The organism is Paenibacillus sp. J31R122 (genome assembly GCF_056269185.1).
This window is the reverse complement of record NZ_JBWDNM010000002.1, coordinates 500242-525168: the sequence shown is the minus strand read 5'-3', so window position 1 is coordinate 525168 and position 24927 is coordinate 500242. Positions and strand designations below refer to the sequence as shown.

Sequence of the window (24927 nt, the reverse complement as noted above, 5' to 3'; positions counted from 1 at the left end):
AATTAAAGGAGGATGTGTTCCTATGCATATGAAGAGTATTATTCCGATTTTGCGAATATTGGACGAAGTGAAGGCTAAGGAATTTTATATTGATTTTCTGGAGTTTAAAATAGACTGGGAGCACCGTTATGAAGCGGATTTCCCGCTATACATGCAGATTTCCAATGGGTCATGCTCTCTTCATTTAACTGAGCATTATGGAGATTGTAATCCAGGTTCCGCAATACGTATTGAAGTAGATAATGCCATGCAGTGGCAGCAGCATTTACTAGCCAAAAAATATAAATTTGCACGTCCAGGTTTATCCGAAGAACGGAATGAGGTTAGTGTGACTGACCCGTTTGGAAATAAGCTGCATTTTTATACGCCAGATAAATAAGTAGCAATGAATCTCGAGCATCGGAAACAAGGAAGGGATAATCATCGTGAACATGCAATTAATTAGAGAATTAACCGAGCTTGATCTGAAACTAAGCACTAAGATAAAAACGGATCGGAATGGTAGTCGTTATTGGTTTCGAAGAGCTGCACGTTCAGTCGTTTATAATACCAGTAATGAGATTGCACTACTCCACGTAACGAAACATAACTATTATAAGCTGCCTGGCGGGGGCATTGAAGCTAATGAACATATATATGATGCTCTAAAGCGTGAAGTGCTTGAAGAAGTGGGAGTAGATATAGAGATTGGCAATGAGATTGGGCTTGTTATCGAGTATCGGGACGAACAGGAGCTTATTCAATTTTCCTATTGTTTTGAATCGATGACAAGAGGTACACTTCAGACTAACTCATTAACGGAGGATGAGAAAGCTAATGGTTTGTCGTTGCAATGGTTTACTCTAGAGGATGCTATTTCCAAAATGGAACAAAATAAGACTGATGATTACGCAGGCAAGTTCATTAGAGAGCGCGATTATTCGATTTTGAAGCAAGTTCGCGATAACAAAGGCACCTGAGAGTATACATCTATAGGTTAAGGAGAATTTACATGATTGAGGCGTTTGTCGGAAGCTTCATATCAGCTATGGCAACTGTGTTAGGGGCAGTGCCGCTGCTTTTCGTTAAAAGCTTGTCCGAAAAATGGAAAGATGTTCTTATCGCTTTCACAGCCGGAATTATGGTGTCAGCCTCTACTTTTGGACTTTTACCACAAGCATTAAATGAATCAGGTATCATACCATTAACTATAGGCCTACTTGTCGGAATCATCGTGTTGGATTTGTTGGAAAGAAACATCCCTCATATTGATGTAGAAAATGAACGCGGTATTCATTCCTTTGATTCTAAATCTTTGCTTGTCATTATCGCATTATTCATTCATAATATTCCGGAGGGTTTAAGTACGGGATTTAGCTATGCTAGTGAAAATTCCTCACTCGGTCCGATGGTTGCTATCGCTATAGGTGCTCAGAACATGCCGGAAGGTCTAGTGTTGGCTATATTTCTTATTCATTCCAAAGTTAGCAAAGTAAAGCTGATGCTGCTTGTTACTTTGACTGGCTTAATGGAAGTTGTATCTGCGATAGTCGGTTATTTTGCAGCGAGTTATATTGAGTCATTGATCGGATATGGGCTTGCCTTTGCATCAGGAGCGATGTTATTCATCGTGTACAAAGAGCTTATCCCTGAGACACATGGTCATGGGTATGAAAGGTCCGCTACCTATTCTTTTATCATCGGACTTCTTGTTATGATTTATATTAGTTATTTTTTTGGGTAAGTTTAGGTAATGTAAAAATCAATAAGTGTTTACTTGAAAGGGAAGAATGGAATGGAACAAAGATTTTCGCGTGAATCAAAATGCTACAAAACAGCAAGAGTATTTCCAACAGATGTAAATAATCACAACACTTTATTCGGTGGCAAATTAATGGCTTACATAGACGATATTGCTTCAATATCCGCCACAAAGCATTGCAGAAGATCTGTCGTGACGGCATCTACTGACTCCGTAGATTTTTTGCATCCTATACGACCTACAGACTCAGTATGTTTGGAATCGTACGTATCATGGACAGGCAGAACATCAGTTGAAGTATTTGTTAAGGTTGTTAAAGAAGATCTATTAGTCGGTGATCGGAAGGTTGCTGCTACTTCCTTCCTAACTTTTGTCGCATTGGATGAGGATAAAAAACCGGTAGTCGTACCGGCTGTTGTACCTGAGACGGAGGAGGAGTTGATCTTGTTCGAAACAGCTCCACATCGTGCAGAATTGCGTAAAACACGCAGAGATGAAAGTAAGAAATTCGCTGGATTTCTAACCGTTCTAAATCCTTGGGACTGATACCATTTTTAATCGGTAATAACATTTACAAAAGCATGTTTACTTCGTTTATTACGATTTAAACATGCTTTTTTGTAGGTTTGACTATAGTGCAACATTATATGGTAATTTACCGTAATTAAGCTATAGGCTTAGCAGCGATGTTAGGACATAAGAATGAAGGTAGACATATTATAGGGAGGCGCTTATATGGACGAAAATCATTTGATACAGCAAATCGAGCAGCTTGAACGAGCTCGCATGGAATTTGTTCCGAATAAATTTATCGGGAAGTTCATAGTTAATACCGGTGATATCATTAAAGAGAAGCAGCTCTTGCAATCTATTGCTTTCGATCATGAATCGATTCATTATCTAACCCAGTTAATTGTTGATGATTTGGAATCTAATAAGAAGTTTCAACGAATACAATGCATCCAAATCTTCTTGCGAATACTAAAAAAACGTGCATCTTCCGAGCCCTTCAACAAGCTGCAAATGAAAAGCCTATTTTCCTTATATAAGTATATTATTAATTTCGGTAGCGATGAGTTGAAACAGGTTTTCACAGCTGCACTAAGAGGTCAACAGCTTCAAGCTGAAGATATACAATGGTTAATTGAGCAATCGGAACATGTCGAGCAAGTCATTGATCTGCTATTAAACTACCCTTTGAAAAACAGTCTGATTACAAGCTGGGTACAAACGATTTTATCCGAAAAAAAACTTCAGAATCGAATCGCTGAAGTTATAGCGCTATTAATCGAAGATGATCTGCCGGAGCAGATTGACCAAGTATCGATAGATAATGAAACGATCATGTGGGCTATTTATTATAGCCATTGCTCGAAAAACAAAAAGCGAAAGCTTATTTTAAAATATATGAACTATGAAAATTATGAGCCCGCGCTTGAGGTGGCCAGTAAGCTAGGTATTGGAAAAATCTCAAATGAGCTGTTGAAGTATTATCAGTTACAGCAGGAAAACAATCAGGCTGCGGTTTGTATGCTTACCCTCAATGATGTAGAAGTTTAAGAAAAATTTTATTTTTAACCCCATTTCTTTTTAAATAGTTTTACTTATCCTAGAGTGAATGCATGGTTAGGAGGAAACTATGAATGAAGAAGTGGTTTTTTTGCTGATCAGGACTCAAGAGTATAGTGAATGTGAGGATGACATATGAAACATAAGAAAATGTTGAATGATATCATAATCCAATTGCTTTTTGCACTATATGTGTACGCGTTATTCAAAATTATACTATTTAAGTTCGGCTCAATTAATATGAGATTTCTCTGGCAGCAGCTCAAGCTGAGTCTAGGGAACCCTGATTCTATCAGCAGGCAATTTAATAAAGGCAATCTGATTCCCTTTAAAGAAATATCCAGAACGATTCATGGTATATCGAGTCATGGCCTAATTAACTTGGTTGGGAATTTCGTGATATTCATACCATTTGGTATTTTGCTTGGTTTAATGTTAAGAAACGGGAAAATCTCTTTTATAGGCGCATTCACACTTTCGTTAGGTTTAAGTTTAATCTTAGAAAGCGCACAGGTCTTATTCTCTATCGGAAGTTTTGATGTCGATGATCTCATACTGAACTCTAGTGGCGGCTTGATCGGTTTCATTATTTTCAAATTAGTCGCTCAGTTAGTAGCTACATCAAGAGTTATCCAAGCAAGAGGTAGGCCTATCTGATACAATTAAAGCCATACTAACGCAATACGGGGTGGAACGAATGAAGCCAATCACAATTCTGATAGCAGATGATGAGGCAGAGATTGCCGATCTAATTGAGCTGCATTTAAAAAAAGAGGGTTACTTCTGCATTAAAGTAGCTGATGGGCAGGAAGCTATTTCAACTGTTCAGACACATTCCATTGATTTAGCAATTTTAGATATTATGATGCCTAAACTGAATGGCTATGAAGTTACAAGACAAATTCGAGCTCAGCATCATCTGCCTATTATTTTTTTAAGTGCCAAAGCGACGGACCTTGATAAGATTACAGGGCTGGTAAGTGGAGCGGATGATTATGTGACCAAACCATTCAACCCGATGGAATTGGTTGCTCGTGTGAATGCTCAACTGAGACGTTCCACGCAGTTTAATCAACCCACGCAAGCGAGTAAGCTTGCTTTGGAGGCAGGAGGATTGGTCATCTATCCCGAAGAACGCACATTATTCCTTTACGGCAAGCCAATTGAACTAACTCCAAAAGAGTATGATATTCTGTATCTGCTAGCCAGTCATCCAAAGAAAGTCTATAGTGCGGAAAACATCTTTCAACAGGTATGGGGCGATGCATACTATGAAGGCAGCAATACGGTCATGGTACATATTCGTACCTTGCGGAAGAAGCTCGGGGAAGACATTCATAAAAACAAACTGATTAAAACAATTTGGGGGGTGGGATATACATTCAATGGCTAAAATGATCCGAAGCTTTCGATTTAAAATGATTCAACTCTTTGGTTTAAGTATGCTTTTTTCCGCTGTCCTTACCTATATGCTCTATAAAGCTATCCAACTCTATTATTATACGACCAAAATCGAATATCCAACGACTCAAATTCGTTATTTTATGAGAGATATTGGGGATGTTAACTTCTTTATGCTTATTTTCATTCCTCTCTCTTTTTTGTTTTTCTTTCTCCTCACCAAACGATATGCGGCTTATTTTAATGAAATATTCAGCGGAATTAATCAGCTTGCGAATGGTGACTTCAACAATCGTATACATATTCCATCCAATGATGAATTCGGGGATATTGCGAGAGACATCAATTTGGCAAGTGAAAAATTGCAGCAAGCTTTGGAGAGAGGAGATTTTGCAGAATACAGCAAGGAACAATTGGTCTTGAATTTGGCTCATGATTTGCGTACGCCGTTGACTTCGGTTTTAGGTTATTTGGATTTCATTCTTCAGGATGATCAACTCACTGCAGAACAAATCAATCACTATACGAGCATTGCTTATACCAAGTCTCAACGTTTAGAAAAGCTCATTGACGAGCTATTCGAAATCACTCGAATGAACTATGGAAAGCTTACTATTGAAAAAAAACCAATCGATCTGAGTGAGCTTCTCATCCAATTAACTGAGGAGCTATACCCTGTTTTTGAGAAAAATAACCTGGAATCCCGATTGAATGTGACTCCGCATATGACTATTAGGGGTGACGGTGAGCTTTTGGCACGCGTATTTGAAAATCTACTGACGAATGCCATTCGCTATGGAAATGATGGCCAGTATATAGACATTAATTGCAATTTTGATGCAGAAAATGTGGTGATTCAAGTGGTCAATTATGGAGATCATATTCCCCCGGAAGAGCTGCCGCATATCTTCGATATGTTTTTTACGGGCGATCAAGCGCGAACTCATCGTGAGGGGAGCACTGGCCTTGGCCTGTCTATTGCGAAGAATATTGTGGAGCAGCATCAAGGCACCATTTCGGCTCAAAGCAGTTTAATTCGAACGCTTTTTGAAGTCCGTTTCCCGCAAAAAATCGGTTCTGAAACACTCAGTTAACGTTTAAGTTGAGTATTTAAGGAAAATTTTATAATTACCCCACTTCTTTATTTAACAGTCTGCCCTATTCTAAATGTATGAATGGGAGGAGAGAGCTGTGAATGAAGAAGTGGGGTTTTTGGCATGTCATCATTATGAAGAAAAAAATAAAAGAATGGATTCGCAAGGATGCTTCAACGGCTTTGATGTTTCTGGCACCGAGCGTTATCGGGTTTGCACTGTTCTACCTTATTCCGTTTGCGATGGGGGTGTTCTATTCGTTTATGGATAGTACGGTAGACAGCCATTTTGTAGGATTGGCAAATTACCGCGAGTTACTTGCAAGCAATTCCTTCCGAAAAGCGTCATCCAATACGTTTTATTTTAGCGTGGTTAGTGTTCCGCTTATACTTGCGATGTCGTTAGCTTTGGCAATGCTGTTGAATAAAAATATATATCTTCGCAAATGGCTGCGGACTGCATATGTGCTGCCGCTTGTCGTTCCAGTCGCCTCAATTATTCTCATCTGGCAGATACTGTTCGATTGGAATGGCTCCTTGAATGCATGGCTGAGTGGCTTTGGAATCGAACGTGTGGATTGGATGAAGACCGATGCGGCCAGAAATGTAATCATTGTCGTTTATTTATGGAAGAACATTGGCTATAACGTGATTTTATTCTTGGCGGGACTGCAGCAAATCCCGAAGGATTATTACGAAACCGCCCAAATTGAAGGGGCAGGGCGTTTACGGCAGTTTGGCAGTATTACACTTGTCTATTTAATATCCACCATGTTCTTTGTAGTCATCATGTCGATCCTTAACTCGTTTAAAGTATTTCGGGAAACGTATTTGATCGCAGGCGATTATCCGCATGACAGTATATACATGATGCAGCACTATATGAACAACATGTTCACCTCGTTGGATATTCAGAAGCTGACTGCGGCGGCGACCTTGATGGTCGGCTGTATCCTTCTGATCGTTATGGGATTGTTTGCTCTTGAACGCCGGCATCGGCAGTTCATGGAATAGGAGGAAGTCGCTGTGCTTGTTACCGAAGTATTGAAAAAAAGTGCGTTAACGGTCGTCATGGTCGCTATAGCAGTCCTGTTATTATTCCCAATTGTGATCACTTTCACAAATTCGTTCATGACAGAGCAAGAAAGTGACATCAATTATGGGCCCATTGGGCAGATGAACAAAGCGGCTGCAGGGAGAGAAAATCCTTTTGTGAATTTAAAATTGCTGCCGGATCAAGTGACCTTGGAGCAGTATGGAAAGGTGTTGATGGACAGCCCTAGATATCTGGCGATGTTCTGGAATTCGGTATTTATGGTGGTGCCGATCATCGCAGGGCAAACTCTGGTAGCAGCCCTTGCTGCGTACGCGTTCTCCAAGCTGCAATTTCGCGGTCGGGATCACTTGTTTCTCGTCTATGTCTTGACGATGCTCATGCCATTCCAAGTGACGCTAGTTCCGAATTATATTATGGTGGATAAGCTTGGTCTGCTGAATAGTCCGAATGCAATAATATTACCTGGAATTTTCGCAGCTTTCGGTGTGTTTATGCTCAGGCAGTTCATGCTGGATATTCCATATGCCTACATCGAAGCGGCTAAGATGGACGGAGCTGGACATTTGCGAATTTTCTACAAAATTATTATTCCGATGATCAAACCGGGTCTGGCCGCGCTTGTCATCCTCTTGTTCGTCGATTATTGGAATATGGTGGAGCAACCGCTTATTTTTCTGGATGATCCATTCAAGCAGCCGCTATCGGTTTTTTTATCTAGGATCAATGGTGAGCCGGGGGTTGCTTTCGCTGCATCCATGCTCTACATGGCTCCGATGGTGCTGCTGTTTCTGGATGCCGAAACGTATTTCATTGAAGGCATTCAATTGTCTTCTGGCATTAAGGGATAATTTTTGTGAAAAGGAGAAAGACGGGATATGGAATTAGAAAAAGAACTGGGTGATCGTAAGCGCAAACGAAGCATTCAAGTTATTTTCATTGTTTTTTTGGGATGTTTAATCTTTTTTACATTGTTCAGCAACACGCTGCAGTCACTGACTTTGCCGAAAGTGAGAACGGAAAAGCCGGCTAACGGAAGTCTTTTATTTACGATCGAAGGCAGCGGTATGCTGCAACCAGTCGCCGAAGCCAGATTATCGAACCCTGCCGGCTGGAAGGTTGGAAAGATTCTTGTAAAAGAAGGGGATCGTGTGAAGAAGGGACAGAAACTAATCATTTATGACAGCAAAACCGCCGAACGAGAATTGAAAGATGAAATAACCAACTTGGACAAGCAGAAAATCGAGCTGCTGAATATTCAGGATCAGTACGTCCAGTCAATCATGGAAGGGGACGAACTCCAGATTCGGAAGGTAAAACGCGATATCGATATGAGTAAACTTGATCTAGGCACGCAGGAACGTAAAGTCAACGAGTTGAGAGACCGTCTGACCAGTCAACAGGAAATCACCGCCCCTTTCGATGGTATTTTAACAAAATTGAATGCCATTGAAGGGTTAGCATCAGGAGGAGAACCGGATGTTCTTATTTCGAACAGCAGCCTTGGTTATCGATTGGAAATTTCTGCCGATTCAACGCTTTTGTCCAGCTTAGGGATTTCAAGCGGAGAGAAGATAGAGGTTCAGGTACATACTGTCCAAGGGCAACAGACCATTATGATTGACGGCACGATTGATGTCGTGGCGAATGCACAACCGCGTACCGAGAGCTCATCTGGTAAAAATGCGAGCCAGACCCTAACGATCCCTCAGAAGGCTCTTAGTATTAAGGTCGTTAATTCCGAGCTGAAAGGGGGTGAGCAGGCAAGGATCAAACTTGAGAAACGCTCACAGCAAGAGGGATTGGTCATCTCCAACGAGGCAATTCATCAGGACCATGACGGCATATTTGTTTATAAAATAGACTTGCAAAGGGGTGCATTAGGCAATGTCTCTATTGCCCGTAAAGTCCGAATTCATTCTAGTGAAACGAATGACAAAGAAACGCTGATTCAAGCGGATAGTCTTTATGAAGATGACCTGATTATTATGGAAAGTAGCGAGCCTTTACAAGACGGAAACCGTGTTCGTCTGCAATAGTTAAGCATGTATACGATAAAATGATAGGAGAATTCATACAATGAAAAAGTGGCTGTGTATAATATTTATTGGTATTTTAATCACGACAACGACCGCATGCAGTTCAGGAGGTAGCGAGGAATTGGCAAGTACGGGGAAACCGGTAATCAAAGAGGGGAAAACAGTTGTTACTTTGTCTATGCAACAACCGAGCGCATTTATTCAGACAGGAGAGAAAAAGTTTGAAGAAAAGTATCCCGACATCGATCTGCAAATTCAGATCACAGATGATTATGAAAAATACCAAAAAACGACGAATGCAGCGCTGCTATCAGGGAAGGGTCCGGATATCTTCGATATAAGCTATTTGCCTATCGACAATTATGTGAGCAAAAAGATTCTCCTGAACATGGATGATTTCATCGAGCAAGACAAAACACTGAATAAAAGCGATTTGCAAATGAACGTTTTGGATGTGTTGAAGCATAATGGCGGTATGTATGCCATGCCTTTATGGTTCTCCCTGCGGGCGTTTGTAGGCGATGGGGACCTTCTTAAGGACGCGAATGTTGACGATAAGAACTGGACCTGGAAGGAGTTTGAAGAGATTTCGAAGAATCTGGGGGGGAAGGGCACGGAACACCGCTACGCTTTAGCGGGAGACCCGCCGGAATACCTCCTTCAAGGAATGATGTTGGATAGATACTCAGAGTTCGTTGATCATACAGCGAAACAGGCAAAGTTCGACTCTCCCTTATTCGTGGAAGTGATGAAACAAATTAAAAAAATGTACGATAATAAAGTCATGACTTCCGAAGCGGCGGATATAGGCAAGCAAATGTTCTCTTTTATCGATTTGGGATCGCCGGCAGACTTTATCAATGTTCTGCATCAATTCTTCTCAAATCCGAAGCTGCTGCAAAAACCAGAACAAAAAGGTGGAACGAGGTTTATCCCCCAATCTCGGTTTGGGATTCAAGCCAAATCTCCTGTTAAAGAGGAGGCTTGGAAGTTTATTGCCTTCCTGTTATCCGATGAGGGGCAATCCCTGCAAGAGAGAGAAGGATTTTCACTGCTTAAATCTGTGAATGAGAAGCAGCTGAACGACATTCAGGAACAAGTTAAAAGTGGAAAGTACAAGCTTGAAGACGGGAAAACACCCAAGGTGTCGGACGAACAATTTACTCAGTTCAAACAGCTCATTAGTACAACGGATAACTATGCGATGGTAAGTACAGCGATTGTCATTATAGGAGATGAGTCCAGAGCATTCTTTAGCGAACAAAAGACTGCGGAGGAAGTAGCCAAGCTGATCCAGAACAAGGTGACAACCTATTTAAACGAGTAGCAAATATTGAGGTAGAAGCAGCGCACTTCTTGCGCTGCTTTTTTTAAAGCTATCAACATGGAAAATAAAATAATCGAATGATCATTAACGAAGCCGATTGCTATTACATTGGGAGTGGTGACAATGAGATATAAGGATGAAAAATCTTATCGAGAACAAGTTTACACAAAAGTTGAGATTTTTAGTATTATAAGGGTGAATCTAATAGAAATCTTGGCTGTCACTCCAGGGATGGTAGAGACAGAAATGCAATTGCACGCTAGAAGCAAAAATGATGAGCAATTTGAAATGGCTGGTTACTTTAAAGAAGCTTATCAAACTGGGAGACTACAATCAACGGAAGCAATCGGAGCACATTTATTGCGTATCATGGAGACAAAAATCGAAACTGGAAAGTTAGTGAACTATGATTTTTCGATGTAATAGAGCGGCTAGAAGAATTAAGTATCTATAACCATTAATGGAGGGTTTATCATGATACCTGATACTGAAAAAGAAGCGATGTCACTCATGGATCATAAAGCAATCATCTTTGATCTGGACAATACACTATTAGATCGTACTAGAACATTTGAGCTTTTTGCACAGAAGTTCATACATCTGTATTTTGAACATGCTACATACGCTGATCATGATGAACTTGTTGCAAAAATTATCGAGTTAGATGAGGATGGCTACAAGGATAAAGTAAAGTTGTTCAGTGAGTTGCTTGAACAATTGCCATGGCATCAGAGGCCACAGCATGACGAGCTAATAGAATTTTATACAAAAAATTATGTAAATAGTGCAATCTTGATGGAGGATGCCATTGAGCTATTGAAATGGTGCAGCAGCAAATATAAAGTTGGGCTTATTACGAACGGGAGGCATATCATTCAGGATGGTAAATTGAACAACTGAATATCAAGCCATATTTTCATTCCATAGTCATCTCCGAGAGCGCTGGGGTAAAGAAGCCAAACAAGCAAATTTTTGATATCGCCCTACAGCAGTTAGAATTACCAGCTAAAGAGTGCATCTTTGTAGGGGATCATCCTATGAATGATATTGACGGGGCATCGAGGGCAGGTATGGACACTATATGGATGGAAGTCAATCAGACGTGGAGAGAAGACCTTCAGGTGCAGCCGCTGTACAAAGTGAGAACATTGAAACAATTATTAGAATATCTCAGAAAGTGATGATTTTGATCAAATAACGAGACCAATCAAAAATAGATTGAGGTTCGTCTTATGAAGGACAATACGATTGTTCTAACGAGCGCTGCTAGTCCAATTAAAAAGAGGTGGGGATTATATGGAACTTTACTACAATGATTATTTGATAAGCGACGACAAAGAGCTCATCGATCGCAATCAAGTTAAAGCTTTTTTAGCTAAAAGTTATTGGGCGAGCACACGTCATGAGGCAACTATTGATAAATCAATTGACAACTCAGTATGCTACGGAATTTACAAAACGGGTGTACAAGTTGGGTTCGCGCGGTTAGTAACTGATGATGCAACAATGTATTGGCTATGTGATGTGTTTATTGAGGAAAGCCACCGTGGACTTGGTCTAGGGAAGAAGCTGGTCGAGTTCATTACGCAATCAGATCGTTTCAATCATTTAATGGGGCTTTTAGGCACGAGAGATGCACATGAGTTATACGAGCAGTATGAGTTTGTTAGGGACCAAAAACGATTTCTTAGAAGAGCACCAGATCATACAAGAAATACATAAAGAAATGACTAAATGGATGTAACTGTACATAATGATGCTTTATGTGAAATGATCAGCAAGTGCGAAGGGAGAATAACCCATGTATGCATTAGAGTTGTTTTTTGGATCGGAGCTTAACCATTATGTTAAGGATAGCTGGCAGCAGTTAAAGGACTTACATATAACGTCTACTATGTTGAATATTCAAGATCTGCGTCCTCATATAACTGTGGCTGTATATGATCAGATTGAGGATTTGGAAGCCTATAACAAACAGCTGGATGAGCATATGAGCGGACAAGAGAAGTTTACTGTTTCTTTTGATAGCATTGCCACATTTCCATCTACAAACACGGTGTTTGCGGCTCCCACAATGACTAGCGAATTGTTTCATCTGCATCGCAATTATTATGAGGCTTTCGAAGCTTTCTCTAAATCTGCTCATGTCCATTATACACCTGATAGGTGGAGTCCTCATTGCACATTGGCCATTCAGTTAACTAAATTACAAATGACAAGGGCAATGGCTTGTTGTTTGAACCACTTCAAACCGTTTAAATCGTCGATCGAGTCTGTTGGTTTGGTTCATCTTCAGTACGACGGCGGAAGCTGTATTAGTAGTACTACGATTAAGGAAGTAGTTTTTAAATAAAACATCAAAGAAATGGTGTGACCGACATGAGTGTTGATTACTGGGATACCCGAATAGAGTACTTAAAGCGAACAAGAGCTTTAAACTTGAACGATGATTATTTACGCTTTTTAGTTAGAGATGTGTGGAAGATCGATCAGCCTGTTAATGTTATCGACTTTGGGTGTGGCTATGGGTATATGGGATTAAAGCTGATGGAATTGCTGCCTCAAGGCTCCTCCTATACGGGGTTGGATCGAGGAGAGAAGCTTATTAAGGAAGCAACTGAGCTGTTTAGCAAACTGCCTTATGACGCGACCTTCACTGAGGTAGATATTAATGAGTATGAACCTGTACGGAAATATGATCTTGCGGTATGCCACGCTTTTCTTATGCATATGAATGATCATTTAACCACATTAAATAAAATGATTAACAGCGTTAAATATAGTGGGAAGGTGATTTGTTTCGAGTCCAATTGGATCTCCGCAATGGCTAATCAATATTGTAGTGGATTTGAACAATCAGATGGGATATCACTTGGTATCCTGCAGCGCTTATTTGAAATGGATACAACGAGCACCGGCAAGGATGGCAATATAGGGATTAAGCTTCCGCAAATGATGAGCGAGCAGGGATTATCCCAAATTGAGTGTAGAGTAAGCGATAAGGTCAATTATTACAATCCAAAATCCAGAGATGAGAATCTCTATAAATCTTTAACTGAAGATGGGATTGGTGGTATGCCTGGAGAGCGTTTAATTGTTATTGAAAATTTAATGAGCCGGGGGCTTACACAGCAAGAAGCGGAGCAGCAGTATGAGAAGGAATTATTTTTCGCATCACACTTTAACAAACAAGGTACGGAAGAGCACTTCGTGTTCGCACCTACGTTGAAAATTACGTTTGGTACGCTACCTAAGAAGTAAGGAGTGATTTGAGAATGGGTTTTGATATAACAGGTCATCGATTCGTTAAAAGGTTAATCAGATGAAACGTCCTATTATTGCTCTTATAGTCCTTATTGTTTCGCTACTGCTCTCTTTTCCACATCATCTCGGAACATCGCTGGGTGATGATTTTGTTCGGCTGCTTGGATTAAATCCATGGAGTGGGAAAGGGGATACCGGACTTCACTTTACTGTCCTATTTACTTTTTTGTTATTTGCATATGGTTTGATTTGGGTCGTCATCGGATACAGAAGTAAGTATCCTTCAGTATTCTTGATGGTTATTGTTGGTTGTGTCGTATTCGCTAATACTTACCCCATCGCTTCTGAGAAACTGATGTTTGCCGTGAAGCACAATGCAACAGGTGATACTTCATTCGATTACTCCAGTAAAGAAAGTACTTGCAGCTTTCGTACGAATAATGGATTAGTCGAAGTATCATGTTCATTGACAATTTTTAATTACGGCAAAGAGGTATTATTAAAGCTTAAACCACAACTCCCATTCATGGATTCATTTGATGATAATCTTGAATTTCAATATATTGAAGTAAAACCGCATAAGAAACGAACAATAAATAACATCATCTTCACTCAGAAAATTGATGAGAACCATGGCGTTAATGGAACGAAGCAGCCTATCCGTTTTCAAATTGAGGTCGCTCGTTTTTGATCAGAAAAGGAGGAATATATGCTTGTACAATTAAAAGAAGACGAGTTGAATAGTGAGCGGTTATCGTGGTTATGCATAGAACCAGCGCTTATTCAATCTCGAGCTAAAGCTCCTGCCGTGAAGGCAGCCATTTATAATGAGCTTAGTGAGGCACAAAAAGCTTTGTATATGTTTTATGCTTATCACAATCATGTTCAATCGAGTGCAGAGCTGTATTGGTACGCTTATTATTTTATTCGTGATTTAAAAGGATGGCCGCTATTGCGAAAATGTGCACAGTTTTTTCAAGATAATGCTTTGTTGGAAATCTATGATCTAACCCATTCAGTGCTTGAAGCAGAACTATCTGAACCAGACGGTACATGGAGAAATGCATCTCCTTCTGATCTAGAGGGAAATGAAAAGCTGACTGAAAATGTACGAATACTATATGAAAAGTATGTAGAAGCTGCAGCTACTACTATCAGTAATATGAATTGCTATATTAATCAGCATCCGGATGAATTTTATGAGCTGGCTATTGGGTAACTGAAGGGCACATCAATCGATGAATAGGAGTCTATTTCCTGATTCAACAATTCCGTAATTTGTGTGAAATATGAAAATGAAAGCTGGAGGTAGTTTTTTTGGATAAAAGTCCTTTGACAGAACAATTTCTATATGAAATTGAACAATCAGAAATAAATTATATGATAGACCGGATGACAGCCATTCAAAGTAGGGAAGGAAATCCTGAAGGGATTGAAATGCTGAGAATTGAGGATGCTGTGTGCTTTTATAGTGGAACGATGCCATGGGCTTCCTTTAACACGGTAAAAGGTATTCGATCCCATCATGTAAATGCGCTTGAAGAGATTATAGCGTTCTATCGGGATAGATCACGTAAACCTCAAATTGAGGTTGTACCCGGAACGGTTGATGGAAAGCTTCTAAGTACGTTATCCCAGCTTGGAATGTATCAATCGGGATTTCATACCTCCATGTATTTACACACAAATGATTATGTTACCAAAACCCCTTCACCTCAGATAGACATAACGGAAATTAGTGAAAATGAGTTCGAACTCTATGCTACGATTCATTGTAGAGGGACAGGCTTATCTGATGATGGCATACCACATGTCGCACAGAATAATCGAATTCTCCATAATCGAAATGGTTGGAAGTTTTATATGGCCTATATAGATAATGAACCAGCTGCAGTTGGGGTCATGTATATGGATAAGGATACTGCATCACTTACGTTTGCCGCAACCTTACCGCAATATCGTAATCATGGTCTTCATGAACAGTTACTGCGAAAACGGATTGAAATGGCCATTCAAAATGGTTGTACACGAGTGGTAGCTCAATGTTCATTTATGTCACAAAGTCATCGAAATATGGATCGTGTTGGTATGAAGATCGCTTATGTTCGTACAAATTGGACGGAGCAATCGTAATCAAAATAAACAGATAAACGGAGATTTTACAAACATGAAAAAGAAATATATCGGTATTTTTTTACTTGTTGTAATTTGTATAGTGGGAACCATATTAATTGTTTTTAAGGATTATCCCAAAATAATTAGCGAGCAACCTTTTAAAGATCTAATCACTAAAAGCAGTGATGGTGATATTATCGCATTTAAGGATGTAACTAGCTTTGAATGGGATGAGGTTCGTATCTATGGTCCATACTCAGATCCAAGAGAAGATACGGATATAAAGCATATGAAAAAAGTAAGTGATTCGATTAAATTTAGTGATGCTATTTTCCAACTCGTATTTGTTAAAGATAACGCAGCTATTAGACAAGTTTCACTTTCAAGAAGCTACGTGAACTTTGATGATAATGTGGAGTTTGAGAGTAATTTGAAAGGCAAAATCTCTAAAGAAGAAGGCGTATTTTATGTAACCAGAAACGGGGATATCGTAACATTAAGCAAATTACCAAACGAATAAAGAATAGATTGATTATAGTTGGAGCGGGATTAGCAAGCGCATAGCATGGTAATCAATTCTAGATTGTTTATGTTGAAATGGATTAGCGACTACACTATAATGTGTAGTGTAAGGAGGCTTGTATGGAAATTAATAAATTTAAATATGGTGAGGTAGGATTGAATCGTTTCTTTGGATCATTAGAAGCCAAAGTCATGGATTTTATATGGGAAGCGGAAGAGCTGAGTATTAAGGAAGTTCAACAACGTTTGGAGAAGGACAAGCCCATCAATTTTAACACCGTCATGACTGTAATGAATCGATTGATTGATAAGGGGATTTTGGAGAAACGACTTCATGGAAGACTATCGCTTTTCCGTGCCACTCAATCGAAGCAAGATTTTATCGAGCAGCAGTCCAAAAAATTGACAGAAAATCTGCTTGATGAATTCGGTGGAGTTGTCATTACTCATCTGATTGATGCCTTAAAAGATGTAGATAAGGATTTGCTCGATAAGCTTGATCACAAAATTCAACAGTTAAAAAAGGAAAAACAATGATGATCTGGAGAAAAAAATCTTCTTTCGTTTTTTCGATAAGTGTATTTGTCGCCGTTTTTGTCTGGGTCCAAATGGGGATGTACTTAGCTCATCTTATGTTCGGTATTAGTTTGAAGATGAATATATTCAAGTTTTGCTTAAGCCTGTTTAAAGAAAACTCGTTTTATTATTTTATGATGATCATACTTTTGAACGCACTCATTGCTCATTCAGTATTGCTCACAGTGATCAAAGCTATTCAGCAATTAGTATTATCTAGAAGGTTTAAGAGTAAGTTATTGTCCCTTCAAAATATAGCGTTAACTGATCATATTGAAGCAGAGTATCGATTACAAAAACAAAACATAATGATCATTGATCATGATCAATTTATGGCGTTTACGCTAGGTTTTAGAGAACCGCTCATCGTGCTTTCAAGCGCATTAATCCATATACTTGACGAACATGAGCTGGAGGCAGTTATCGAGCACGAAACCTTTCATCAAAAAAACTATGATTCCATCAAGATTTTCATGCTACAAATCATATCGCAGACGCTTTGGTTTATACCACTTACGAAGTGGACGTATGAAAACTATAAGATTATTAGCGAACTATCGGCAGATGAATACGCGATTAAGAAAACCGGATCCGAGCTAGGTTTGGGCAGCGCATTATTGAAATTGATTAATAACTACTTCGATGATCGTACAGCTCCTATCTTGGCTCATTTTGCGGATAGAACGGTTAATTACAGACTGCAACAATTAGTGGAACCAAAGAGCAGCATTCCTGTGAAGTTAAAAACTTCAGCTATCGTGATCTCTATTCATGTCCTGCTATTATTTATGAGCATGATTGTGTTGGCAATCACATAGTTTTTTTTGAGACGATACACTACGAGGAGTAGTGTTGATAAAAGGAGAGTGAACTAATTATTATGAATTCACATATTGGAATGCATCAAGAGACTAGCTCCACATCCATATTGCTTTATGTTATTGGATTGATATTTATCTTAGCGATAATTTGTTATTGGTACGCTGCAAAGCTAAAGAAAGAAAACATCAGTCGGTTAAAAATAGATGAAATATTTCAGCGAAGACAAAGGAGGAAGAACAGCAAAATACTCGGTCATATTTTAATTAGCATGTCTATCGTGATTTCTATCATTTACTTAGTCCAGGAAACAGATGGCAAGTATGATGTGAAGTCATTGAATTTCAATGCTCCGATCGAAGTGAATGAAGATAAATATTATGGTGCAGAACATTCTACTGATCCCGTACAGTATGAAATGAAGATACCTACATCAGGTACTCATAGTCCACATGATTTGAAATTTGGTTTCTATAAGGAGAAGCCTACTAATGAGATGTTAGTTCATAATTTGGAGCATGGAGATATTATCATTAATTATCGTGCTGATGCGGACCCTGTTAAGCTCAAGCAGCTCGAGTATTTCACTAAATACACAGAAGCCGGGGCTGGTATTTTAGCCGTTCCGAATGAAAATATCCCAACGGGCAAGGAAATTGTAGTCACAGCATGGACGAAGACGATGGAGCTTGAAAGTATTGATGAGAAGAAGATTGGTACATTTATATTTACCTACATCAATAAAGGACCTGAAGTGATACCTCCTCAAATCCGTCGAGGCGGAGGAACGATGTAATTTATAATATTGTACATGAATCGAATGCAATCTTTGTTTCATTGACGAGTTAAAATTACCCAAATATAATCAATGGATAAAGAATCATTTAGAGGTGGGTATCCATGAGCACTCCACATAATTTGGATAAAGTTGTAGATTTGTTTAAAGAGGAAATGGACAACAATTTGATAGGAGTATATTTACACGGCTCGTTGGCAATGGGTTGTTTTAATCCATGTAAAAGTGATATTGATCTATTGATTGTTGCACATGAAAAATTATCAACAGACATTTGTAAGCGAATTGCAAAAAAGCTTCTAAAAATCCATGAGAGCTTGCCTAATGAAGGTGGAATTGAGGTTAGCATTATTTTAGAAGCGTGTCTACAAGACTTTTTGTATCCGACTCCATTTGAGTTTCACTATTCTGACTATCATCGAGAAAAATATGTATCCGATGAGAATTACATTTGTGGAGGATTTGAAGACCCAGACTTGGCAGCACATATTGTTGTTACCTATCACCGTGGTATTGCATTATACGGCAAAGCTGTTCGAGATGTATTTAAGCCGATTGACGAGCAATTTTATTTATCATCCATTTTCTCGGACGTAGAAAATGCTTCAAACGACATAATTGATAAGCCTGTCTACTATACACTTAATCTTTGTCGAGTTCTTTACTTTCTGAAAGAGGGTATAGTCGCTTCTAAAAAAGAAGGCGGAGAATGGGGCATACGTGTATTGCCCTCGGAGTATCATCAGACCATCCAACTATGTCTAAATGAATATGTTGGAATCACAGAAGACACCGTGTTTAGTATTGAGAAATTAACGAGCTTTGCTGATTATATGAGTGATGAAATAACAAAATCAATCAGATAGAAGGTAGTTCAAAACGGCATTTCAGAATGGTATTTCTGAAATGCCGTTTTTTTCGTCAAATAAGTACTTAGCAGCTCTTATTGTTGTCTTTGTTTTCCTTCATTGGAGCAGAGCCAGTATCCTCAGCTAACTTATCGCCGAATTGATCTAAACGGGATGGACTTGAAGCAGGTCCGTCATTTTTGGGCTTATTATTTCTACCTGTCATAATCATCACCTCCAACTTGTATAGCATAAACAGAGTGAGAGGAAATGATTCAGATATTTAAGGAAAGTGTTGGTTTAGAATAAAGTTTGATTAAAATTAATTGAATCCCTAATAATCTGATTTTTTATTCTCGCCAAAAAGTTGAACAATTTGCCTTATCAAAAATATTAAACGTAATCATTTTCTCAAGTAATGAGAAATCAACTGGACTATTCCACTTGATACGCATCAACTGCTTCGTGTGATCATAGCCCGCCTGCACAATTTCATCAGAAAAATGATTAATCCCTGCACTTTCAGGGGCAACAGCCAAATGTTGTTTGGCTACGCTAAAGCCAATAATAAATGTGTCGTGATCGGTAAACATGGGCTGATTCCACGCAATCTTGGGCCTTAAATTTGGAAATGTCTTAGCTACCCAAGACAAAACTTCTTCCGTTCTTTCCAGATGTTGGGGGTTATCAATCTTTGCTAAATACTCTGAAAATACTTCCATTTTGTTCTCTCCTAAACTAAAAAAATATTAATGAAATAACCTCTTACAGGCATCATACCCGAAGAGGCTATTTTTTATCAAACTATATTTAAAAGTTACAGAAAAAATCGGAGCTGTACTGAGTTGGTTCAGATATTGTGAACCTATATTTATATTCCATATTATGAAATAAAGGTATAATTGATAAGCGGAAACAGAAGTGATTTAAATGAGCAGGTGAATCTATGAAGTTGAATAGAGGAGAAATATAGGAAATAAGGAATTGGGAAAGCAGTAGCTAAGCAAATATTTAATTTACATAAAGGGGGATGGGAAGTTTATCAGTTAGAAAGTAAAAGAAACAAGTGACAAGACATTAAACTACTTTTTATCTGTGGCCGTAATAAATGGCGCAGTTTAACTGCTTCATTTCTAAATCAAAAGACGAATTATAAAATTATTAATCTTGATAAATAACTAAAGAATTGTAGAGATTCATTCAAAAGGGGAGAATTGTATGGAAATATCAATCGTTCGTATGGCACGAGAAGTAGCAATAGCGGCAGCTTATGAGGCTGGAAGATTGCTTCGTGAACGTTTTGGAACGATTACGCAGTATGATGAGAAGGATATTCACGGTGATATCGTAACAGAAGTCGATCATATGGCAGAAGAGATTATTTTACGCAAAATAAAACTACTGTTCCCTGATCATCGCATTAGATCGGAAGAATGTGGGGATAACGCTGTTCAGAGTGATTGGATGTGGCTTGTCGATCCTCTGGACGGGACGAATAACTTTGCTATTGGAATGCCACTTTTCGCAGTATCCATTACCTTATTATACAAACGTATACCTGTACTAGCCGTCATTTATGAGCCAATTACAGACCGCCTATATACTACAATTGCTACGGAGGGCGCTAGTTGTAACAACGTAGCTATTTCTATGAACAGAGCGAAACCTTTTGTGAAAGCAAGGGTTGGTTGGATTCAAGGACATAACGTGCAAAATAATCCGAAAGCCGTTAAGCTGCGTCACTATATTGATGTGAACACAAAGAGAATGATGCGTTTGTGGGCACCAACTCTGCAGTGGTGTATGTTAGCTAGAGGGGATCTGGATGGTATTATATTGTACAATTCAGAGGGTGAGGACCTGTATTCCGGCATACTCATGGTGCAGGAAGCTGGAGGAATTATCATTGATTATGAGGGACAGCCGTTTGCTGGGATGATCGAGCAGCCGTATTTGATTGCGTGTCATGCAGATCACAAAGATTATTTCATACAAATGGTCAAGGAAGGACTTAGATAATGTCTATTCATAAAATAAAGCGCCTCATCATTATTGGTTCGGCAGGGGCAGGGAAGTCTACTTTGACGAAAAAGCTGAATAGTATAATGAATATTCCAGTCATACATTTGGATCGCTATTATTGGCAGCCAAATTGGATTGCAACGCCAAAGGATGAATGGGATGAAGTTATACGCAAGTTCACAGCTGAAGATGAGTGGATCATGGACGGGAATTATTCGAGAACCTTGGACCTGCGGCTAGAGCGCGCGGATGCTGTTATTTTTATGGACATGCCGCGTCTGCTCTGCATTTATAGGGTGCTGAAGAGAAGAGTTCAATATCACGGACGCACAAGAGTAGACCTGAATGAGTTGTGCCCTGAGCAGCTTGACGGTTCTTTCATTCGATGGATATGGAACTTTAAGCATCGGAATAGACCCGGAATCATGAAGAAGATAGAGCAATTTGATAAGCAAAAGAAGATATTTATCGTACGGTCTCGCAAAGAAGTAAGAACACTGCTTCAACAGCTGCAAGAGCAGGTTGAACTAGCACAATAGAACCATTTTACATATAGGAAATACGGAGGATATAGAGAAGATGGTCGTTGTATCCACACATATCAAGATTAATGTATCTATTGAAGAATGCTTTGATATGGCGCGTAATATCGATATACACACACAGACAGTTTGGAAGCATACGAGGGAGAAAGCCGTTGCTGGTGTAACTTCTGGAACTATTAAAGCCGGAGAGCTCGTCACCTTTGAGGCTACGCATTTTGGAGTTAGACAAAGGCTTACATCGAAAATTACTGAATATGATGCACCATTTTTGTTCGTTGATGAGACGCAGAAAGGTGCTTTTAAGAGCTTAAGGCATGTTCATGAATTCCAGGCATCCGATACAGGTACGATCATGAAGGACACCTAATATTTTGAAGCTCCGTTAGGCGTACTGGGATGGATTGCAGAGCGGATTGTATTAAAGTCCTATATGAAAAGATTTTTAGAGCATCGTAATCAGCAGCTTAAACTTCTTGCTGAGCGAAGCAACTGAAGTTAGTGGTTTAATTTTGAAGTTATCGAAAAGAGGGATAAATTAATGGAAAAATCAATGAAAACAATTTCAAATTCAGAAATCCGAATCCTGACATACAACATTCGTCATGGTGAAGGAAACGATAACATTGTAAATTTACCCCGAATTGCTGAAGTCATAGTGAGTTTGAATCCAGACATCGTTGCCTTGCAAGAGGTGGATAATAATGTCCCGAGAAGCGGTAACGTAGATCAAGCTGCAAAATTGGCTGAATTGACTGGGATGGATGTAGCTTTCGGTAAGGCAATCGACCTCTCCGGCGGAGAATACGGATTGGCGTTGCTTTCCCGTTACCCAATTACCTCTTCAGAGATAACATTGCTGCCGAAAATGAGCGGAGATGAGCAGCGCGTTGTGGTAACGGCAAAGATTGAACCAACCAACGGTTTACCCGAGTTTACGTTCTCCGGAACACATCTAGAGTGGTTCCCGAAGAGTATTCAGGCAGCACAAGTTAATATGATTGTTGAACGTTACGGTGCAACTTCTCCTTACATATTGGCTGGTGATTTAAACGCAACTCCAGAGTCAGATACGATCAAGACGTTAGAGAGCAAGTGGACAGACGCTACTGCGGGTATTACGGATTGGACTCATGAAGAGGACGGTAAGATTGACTACGTGATGTACGGAAACAATAATCAATGGCGTGTGGTTAGCGCTCAAGCCATTAAGGAAGATGTCGCTTCCGATCACAGGCCTGTTTTAGTGGTTCTAGAATGGATTGGTTCATAACGATAGAGAAAGTGGCCATATTCTAATTCATTTATTGGCTTTCAAATATGAAATCGTATTCATTATTTAAATGGCTAAAACAATTTGAAAAACTAACTGAAACCGAAAGGATAAAAACCGAGAATAGTATATGATTTCGAAATTTCAATTTATAAAAGCGATGACAGTGATTTTGCAGCAAGCAAGTAATGGGATGATACCTTGGAGCAATCGCAATAGAGAATATAGTAAAGAGAGTTTATCCATAATGGTTAGGCTCTTTTTTTTGTGAAATCATCAGATAGTCGTGAGGAATCGCATATCTAATAAGTTTAGTAGAATACTAGACGAATTAACAAACCATTATTAGATCACGGAATATAGTAAAGTATTGCGAGTGAAGAGAGGTGAAGACAATTAAAACATTCAGAGCATTATTAAGAGGGAGAAATGAAGTCCCTCCTGTAAGAACTGTAGCTACAGGAAATATTATACTCAAATCCTGCAGCAATAATAGTCAATTGAATTTCCGACTCATTGTTCGTAATATCTCTAACGTAAACCAAGGCCATATTCATCTAGGACGAGTCGGGCAAAATGGTCCTGTTGTTGTTTTCCTATTTGGTCCGTCTAAATTTGGAATATCAGTAAGACAAGGAATCGTTCGAGGCACCTTAACAAAGCGAGATTTAGTAGGTCCTTTACAAGGAATGACGATCAATGACTTAATTCGTGAGATTGAAAATGGAAATGCCTACGTTAATATGCACACCGTTCAGAATCCAAATGGTGAAATTCGTGGACAACTTAAGTGATAATTTTATCGAACAGAATTAATTTTATCATTCCCCAAAAGTTTAAAAACTCGCATTTATTGAAAGTCCTTTGGGAAGGAATTTTTAAAAGGGAAATCATAATTATGTAGGATTAAACTAAAGATATATCGCATTAATTACCGCGTAAAACGCGGTTTTTTTGTTTTATCGGTACACATTTTTGACAATGTGCAATGCCAAGAATATTATTTTCCTCTAAAGGCTCCTGGAGACAAGCCTTCTCGGGATCGAAACATATTTGTAAAATGACTGACATCCGAAAAACCGCAGTATTCAGCTATTTTGGCTATAGAATATGTAGTAGTGGACAGCAGCTCCTTCGCGTGATCCAGTCTGAGATTAATTAGGAACTGATGCGGCGGAACTCCGTAGCGCTCACGAAAAACCGTCCGAAATCGAGAAGTTGATAGGTTTGTGCGTTTAGCCAAGTCCTCTATGCAGAGTGTTTCTGCAAGATGAAATGAAAAATAAGACGGAATCCAATCCAAGTCATGAGGATAGTTTGATTTGAGATTGGCAGGATTGGAGTGGTCTTCAATGATGTGATGCAGGAGCTGAGTAGCTATTCCTTGCGCCTTTAGCTTGGATAAAGGATTCGGTTCAAGCCAGCTTTCTATCATTTCCAACAACAAATTCCGATAAAGGTACGGCTTGCTGGGCTCTAGCAGAACTGGGATCGACAATCCTTCAAAGTCGTTAAGTTTAGGCTGCATGAGATGTTGGAAGGATTGGAGATCGATCTGTCCTGGTTTTGTCGGAAAGCTCTTCTCCCTGTCAGTGTGGAAGAAAAAGTCCATATGAGCAAATGGTGTTGCATTATCAGCGAAAGCTTGTAAGTCATGCACGGATCCGGGTTGTAGTAGACAGAATTGCCCTTCTTGGAGCTGATATTTAGTTCCATCGGCGACGATCGTTAGTTCTCCTTTTTGTATATAGATGAGCAAATAATCTAGTAGCTTCCGGAAAGGAGAATAATAGGCGGAACGTACAGGGAAATCGCTCTCTCTTATGTAGGGGACGATGGGATGGGTGTTAGCAAATGAAAACAGATTCATGATAGCCACCTTTATATTCAGTCATTTTATACAACTAAAACGATCATTACACACAA

The 24927-nt window shown here is 39.3% G+C and carries 32 protein-coding genes and 1 pseudogene; 30 read left to right on the top strand and 3 right to left on the bottom strand.

Going from position 1 to position 24927, the window contains the following annotated elements:
* Positions 1-28: 28 nt before the first annotated feature.
* From AC0YN7_RS05460 to AC0YN7_RS05340, 25 genes and pseudogenes are all read left to right on the top strand, one after another.
* Positions 29-379, top strand: a complete 351-nt coding sequence (locus tag AC0YN7_RS05460; protein ID WP_475809121.1) for a glyoxalase superfamily protein — start codon at positions 29-31, stop codon at positions 377-379.
* Positions 380-431: 52 nt separating this feature from the next.
* Entirely contained in the window at positions 432-959 is a 528-nt protein-coding gene (locus tag AC0YN7_RS05455) for an NUDIX hydrolase (RefSeq protein WP_475809120.1), read from the top strand.
* Positions 960-991: 32 nt separating this feature from the next.
* On the top strand, positions 992-1723 hold the full coding sequence (locus AC0YN7_RS05450) for a ZIP family metal transporter (protein ID WP_475808928.1): 732 nt from the start codon (positions 992-994) through the stop codon (positions 1721-1723).
* Between the two features lie 51 nt (positions 1724-1774).
* Positions 1775-2287 carry an acyl-CoA thioesterase gene (locus AC0YN7_RS05445; protein WP_475808927.1) on the top strand — a complete coding sequence of 171 codons (513 nt, stop codon included), beginning with the start codon at positions 1775-1777 and terminating at the stop codon, positions 2285-2287.
* Positions 2288-2476: 189 nt separating this feature from the next.
* A complete protein-coding gene (locus tag AC0YN7_RS05440; RefSeq protein WP_475808926.1) occupies positions 2477-3301 on the top strand; it encodes a hypothetical protein in 825 nt (274 codons plus the stop codon).
* Positions 3302-3445: 144 nt separating this feature from the next.
* Positions 3446-3967, top strand: coding sequence for a VanZ family protein (locus tag AC0YN7_RS05435; RefSeq protein WP_475808925.1), 522 nt, complete (start codon positions 3446-3448; stop codon positions 3965-3967).
* A gap of 40 nt (positions 3968-4007) precedes the next feature.
* Complete coding sequence (locus AC0YN7_RS05430) at positions 4008-4703, top strand: response regulator transcription factor (protein WP_475808924.1); 696 nt, start codon at positions 4008-4010, stop codon at positions 4701-4703.
* Positions 4696-5805 carry a sensor histidine kinase gene (locus AC0YN7_RS05425; RefSeq protein WP_475808923.1) on the top strand — a complete coding sequence of 370 codons (1110 nt, stop codon included), beginning with the start codon at positions 4696-4698 and terminating at the stop codon, positions 5803-5805. The genes AC0YN7_RS05430 and AC0YN7_RS05425 overlap by 8 nt, the downstream gene beginning before the upstream one ends.
* Positions 5806-5939: 134 nt before the next feature.
* Positions 5940-6818 carry a carbohydrate ABC transporter permease gene (locus tag AC0YN7_RS05420; protein ID WP_475809119.1) on the top strand — a complete coding sequence of 293 codons (879 nt, stop codon included), beginning with the start codon at positions 5940-5942 and terminating at the stop codon, positions 6816-6818.
* Positions 6819-6875: 57 nt separating this feature from the next.
* The gene (locus AC0YN7_RS05415; protein WP_475809118.1) at positions 6876-7709 is read left to right on the top strand and encodes a carbohydrate ABC transporter permease; all 834 of its coding nucleotides are present in this window, start codon (positions 6876-6878) and stop codon (positions 7707-7709) included.
* Positions 7710-7736: 27 nt separating this feature from the next.
* Positions 7737-8897: an efflux RND transporter periplasmic adaptor subunit gene (locus tag AC0YN7_RS05410; protein WP_475808922.1), complete on the top strand. Its 1161-nt coding sequence runs from the start codon at positions 7737-7739 to the stop codon at positions 8895-8897.
* A 40-nt stretch (positions 8898-8937) separates the two neighbouring features.
* A complete protein-coding gene (locus AC0YN7_RS05405) occupies positions 8938-10224 on the top strand; it encodes an ABC transporter substrate-binding protein (RefSeq protein WP_475808921.1) in 1287 nt (428 codons plus the stop codon).
* 123 nt (positions 10225-10347) lie between these two features.
* Positions 10348-10647 carry a hypothetical protein gene (locus AC0YN7_RS05400; RefSeq protein ID WP_475808920.1) on the top strand — a complete coding sequence of 100 codons (300 nt, stop codon included), beginning with the start codon at positions 10348-10350 and terminating at the stop codon, positions 10645-10647.
* 51 nt (positions 10648-10698) lie between these two features.
* A pseudogene (locus AC0YN7_RS05395) lies at positions 10699-11364 on the top strand (HAD family hydrolase); the annotation flags it as partial.
* A 156-nt stretch (positions 11365-11520) separates the two neighbouring features.
* Positions 11521-11946: a GNAT family N-acetyltransferase gene (locus AC0YN7_RS05390; protein WP_475808919.1), complete on the top strand. Its 426-nt coding sequence runs from the start codon at positions 11521-11523 to the stop codon at positions 11944-11946.
* Between the two features lie 79 nt (positions 11947-12025).
* On the top strand, positions 12026-12577 hold the full coding sequence (locus AC0YN7_RS05385; protein ID WP_475808918.1) for a 2'-5' RNA ligase family protein: 552 nt from the start codon (positions 12026-12028) through the stop codon (positions 12575-12577).
* Positions 12578-12603: 26 nt separating this feature from the next.
* Positions 12604-13485, top strand: a complete 882-nt coding sequence (locus tag AC0YN7_RS05380) for a class I SAM-dependent methyltransferase (RefSeq protein WP_475808917.1) — start codon at positions 12604-12606, stop codon at positions 13483-13485.
* 61 nt (positions 13486-13546) lie between these two features.
* Positions 13547-14179 carry a hypothetical protein gene (locus AC0YN7_RS05375; protein ID WP_475808916.1) on the top strand — a complete coding sequence of 211 codons (633 nt, stop codon included), beginning with the start codon at positions 13547-13549 and terminating at the stop codon, positions 14177-14179.
* 18 nt (positions 14180-14197) lie between these two features.
* Positions 14198-14707, top strand: a complete 510-nt coding sequence (locus tag AC0YN7_RS05370) for a hypothetical protein (RefSeq protein ID WP_475808915.1) — start codon at positions 14198-14200, stop codon at positions 14705-14707.
* 98 nt (positions 14708-14805) lie between these two features.
* Positions 14806-15621, top strand: coding sequence for a GNAT family N-acetyltransferase (locus AC0YN7_RS05365; protein ID WP_475808914.1), 816 nt, complete (start codon positions 14806-14808; stop codon positions 15619-15621).
* A 34-nt stretch (positions 15622-15655) separates the two neighbouring features.
* Positions 15656-16123 carry a hypothetical protein gene (locus tag AC0YN7_RS05360; protein ID WP_475808913.1) on the top strand — a complete coding sequence of 156 codons (468 nt, stop codon included), beginning with the start codon at positions 15656-15658 and terminating at the stop codon, positions 16121-16123.
* 122 nt (positions 16124-16245) lie between these two features.
* Entirely contained in the window at positions 16246-16662 is a 417-nt protein-coding gene (locus AC0YN7_RS05355) for a BlaI/MecI/CopY family transcriptional regulator (protein WP_475808912.1), read from the top strand.
* Positions 16659-17519, top strand: a complete 861-nt coding sequence (locus tag AC0YN7_RS05350) for a M56 family metallopeptidase (protein ID WP_475808911.1) — start codon at positions 16659-16661, stop codon at positions 17517-17519. Before AC0YN7_RS05355 ends, AC0YN7_RS05350 begins: the two co-directional genes overlap by 4 nt.
* Before the next feature lie 62 nt (positions 17520-17581).
* Positions 17582-18316 carry a DUF3105 domain-containing protein gene (locus AC0YN7_RS05345; protein ID WP_475808910.1) on the top strand — a complete coding sequence of 245 codons (735 nt, stop codon included), beginning with the start codon at positions 17582-17584 and terminating at the stop codon, positions 18314-18316.
* Positions 18317-18420: 104 nt separating this feature from the next.
* A complete protein-coding gene (locus tag AC0YN7_RS05340; RefSeq protein ID WP_475808909.1) occupies positions 18421-19182 on the top strand; it encodes an aminoglycoside adenylyltransferase domain-containing protein in 762 nt (253 codons plus the stop codon).
* 67 nt (positions 19183-19249) lie between these two features.
* On the opposite strand, the gene AC0YN7_RS05335 is transcribed toward AC0YN7_RS05340, so the two are convergent.
* Entirely contained in the window at positions 19250-19390 is a 141-nt protein-coding gene (locus AC0YN7_RS05335) for a hypothetical protein (protein WP_475808908.1), read from the bottom strand.
* 124 nt (positions 19391-19514) lie between these two features.
* Positions 19515-19886 (bottom strand): iron chaperone, encoded by a 372-nt coding sequence (locus AC0YN7_RS05330; protein ID WP_475808907.1) that lies wholly within the window; start codon positions 19884-19886, stop codon positions 19515-19517.
* Between the two features lie 496 nt (positions 19887-20382).
* On the opposite strand from AC0YN7_RS05330, the gene AC0YN7_RS05325 reads away from it, so the two are divergent.
* The 5 genes from AC0YN7_RS05325 (at position 20383) to AC0YN7_RS05305 (ending at position 23795) form a co-directional block, all read left to right on the top strand.
* Positions 20383-21183 (top strand): inositol monophosphatase family protein, encoded by an 801-nt coding sequence (locus tag AC0YN7_RS05325; protein ID WP_475808906.1) that lies wholly within the window; start codon positions 20383-20385, stop codon positions 21181-21183.
* Complete coding sequence (locus AC0YN7_RS05320) at positions 21183-21725, top strand: DNA topology modulation protein (RefSeq protein ID WP_475808905.1); 543 nt, start codon at positions 21183-21185, stop codon at positions 21723-21725. Before AC0YN7_RS05325 ends, AC0YN7_RS05320 begins: the two co-directional genes overlap by 1 nt.
* A 40-nt stretch (positions 21726-21765) precedes the next feature.
* Entirely contained in the window at positions 21766-22098 is a 333-nt protein-coding gene (locus AC0YN7_RS05315) for an SRPBCC family protein (RefSeq protein WP_475808904.1), read from the top strand.
* Positions 22099-22269: 171 nt separating this feature from the next.
* Positions 22270-23001 (top strand): endonuclease/exonuclease/phosphatase family protein, encoded by a 732-nt coding sequence (locus tag AC0YN7_RS05310; protein ID WP_475808903.1) that lies wholly within the window; start codon positions 22270-22272, stop codon positions 22999-23001.
* Between the two features lie 395 nt (positions 23002-23396).
* Entirely contained in the window at positions 23397-23795 is a 399-nt protein-coding gene (locus AC0YN7_RS05305) for a CHRD domain-containing protein (protein ID WP_475809117.1), read from the top strand.
* A gap of 206 nt (positions 23796-24001) precedes the next feature.
* On the opposite strand, the gene AC0YN7_RS05300 is transcribed toward AC0YN7_RS05305, so the two are convergent.
* Positions 24002-24871 (bottom strand): helix-turn-helix domain-containing protein, encoded by an 870-nt coding sequence (locus AC0YN7_RS05300; protein ID WP_475808902.1) that lies wholly within the window; start codon positions 24869-24871, stop codon positions 24002-24004.
* Between the last annotated feature and the right edge of the window lie 56 nt (positions 24872-24927).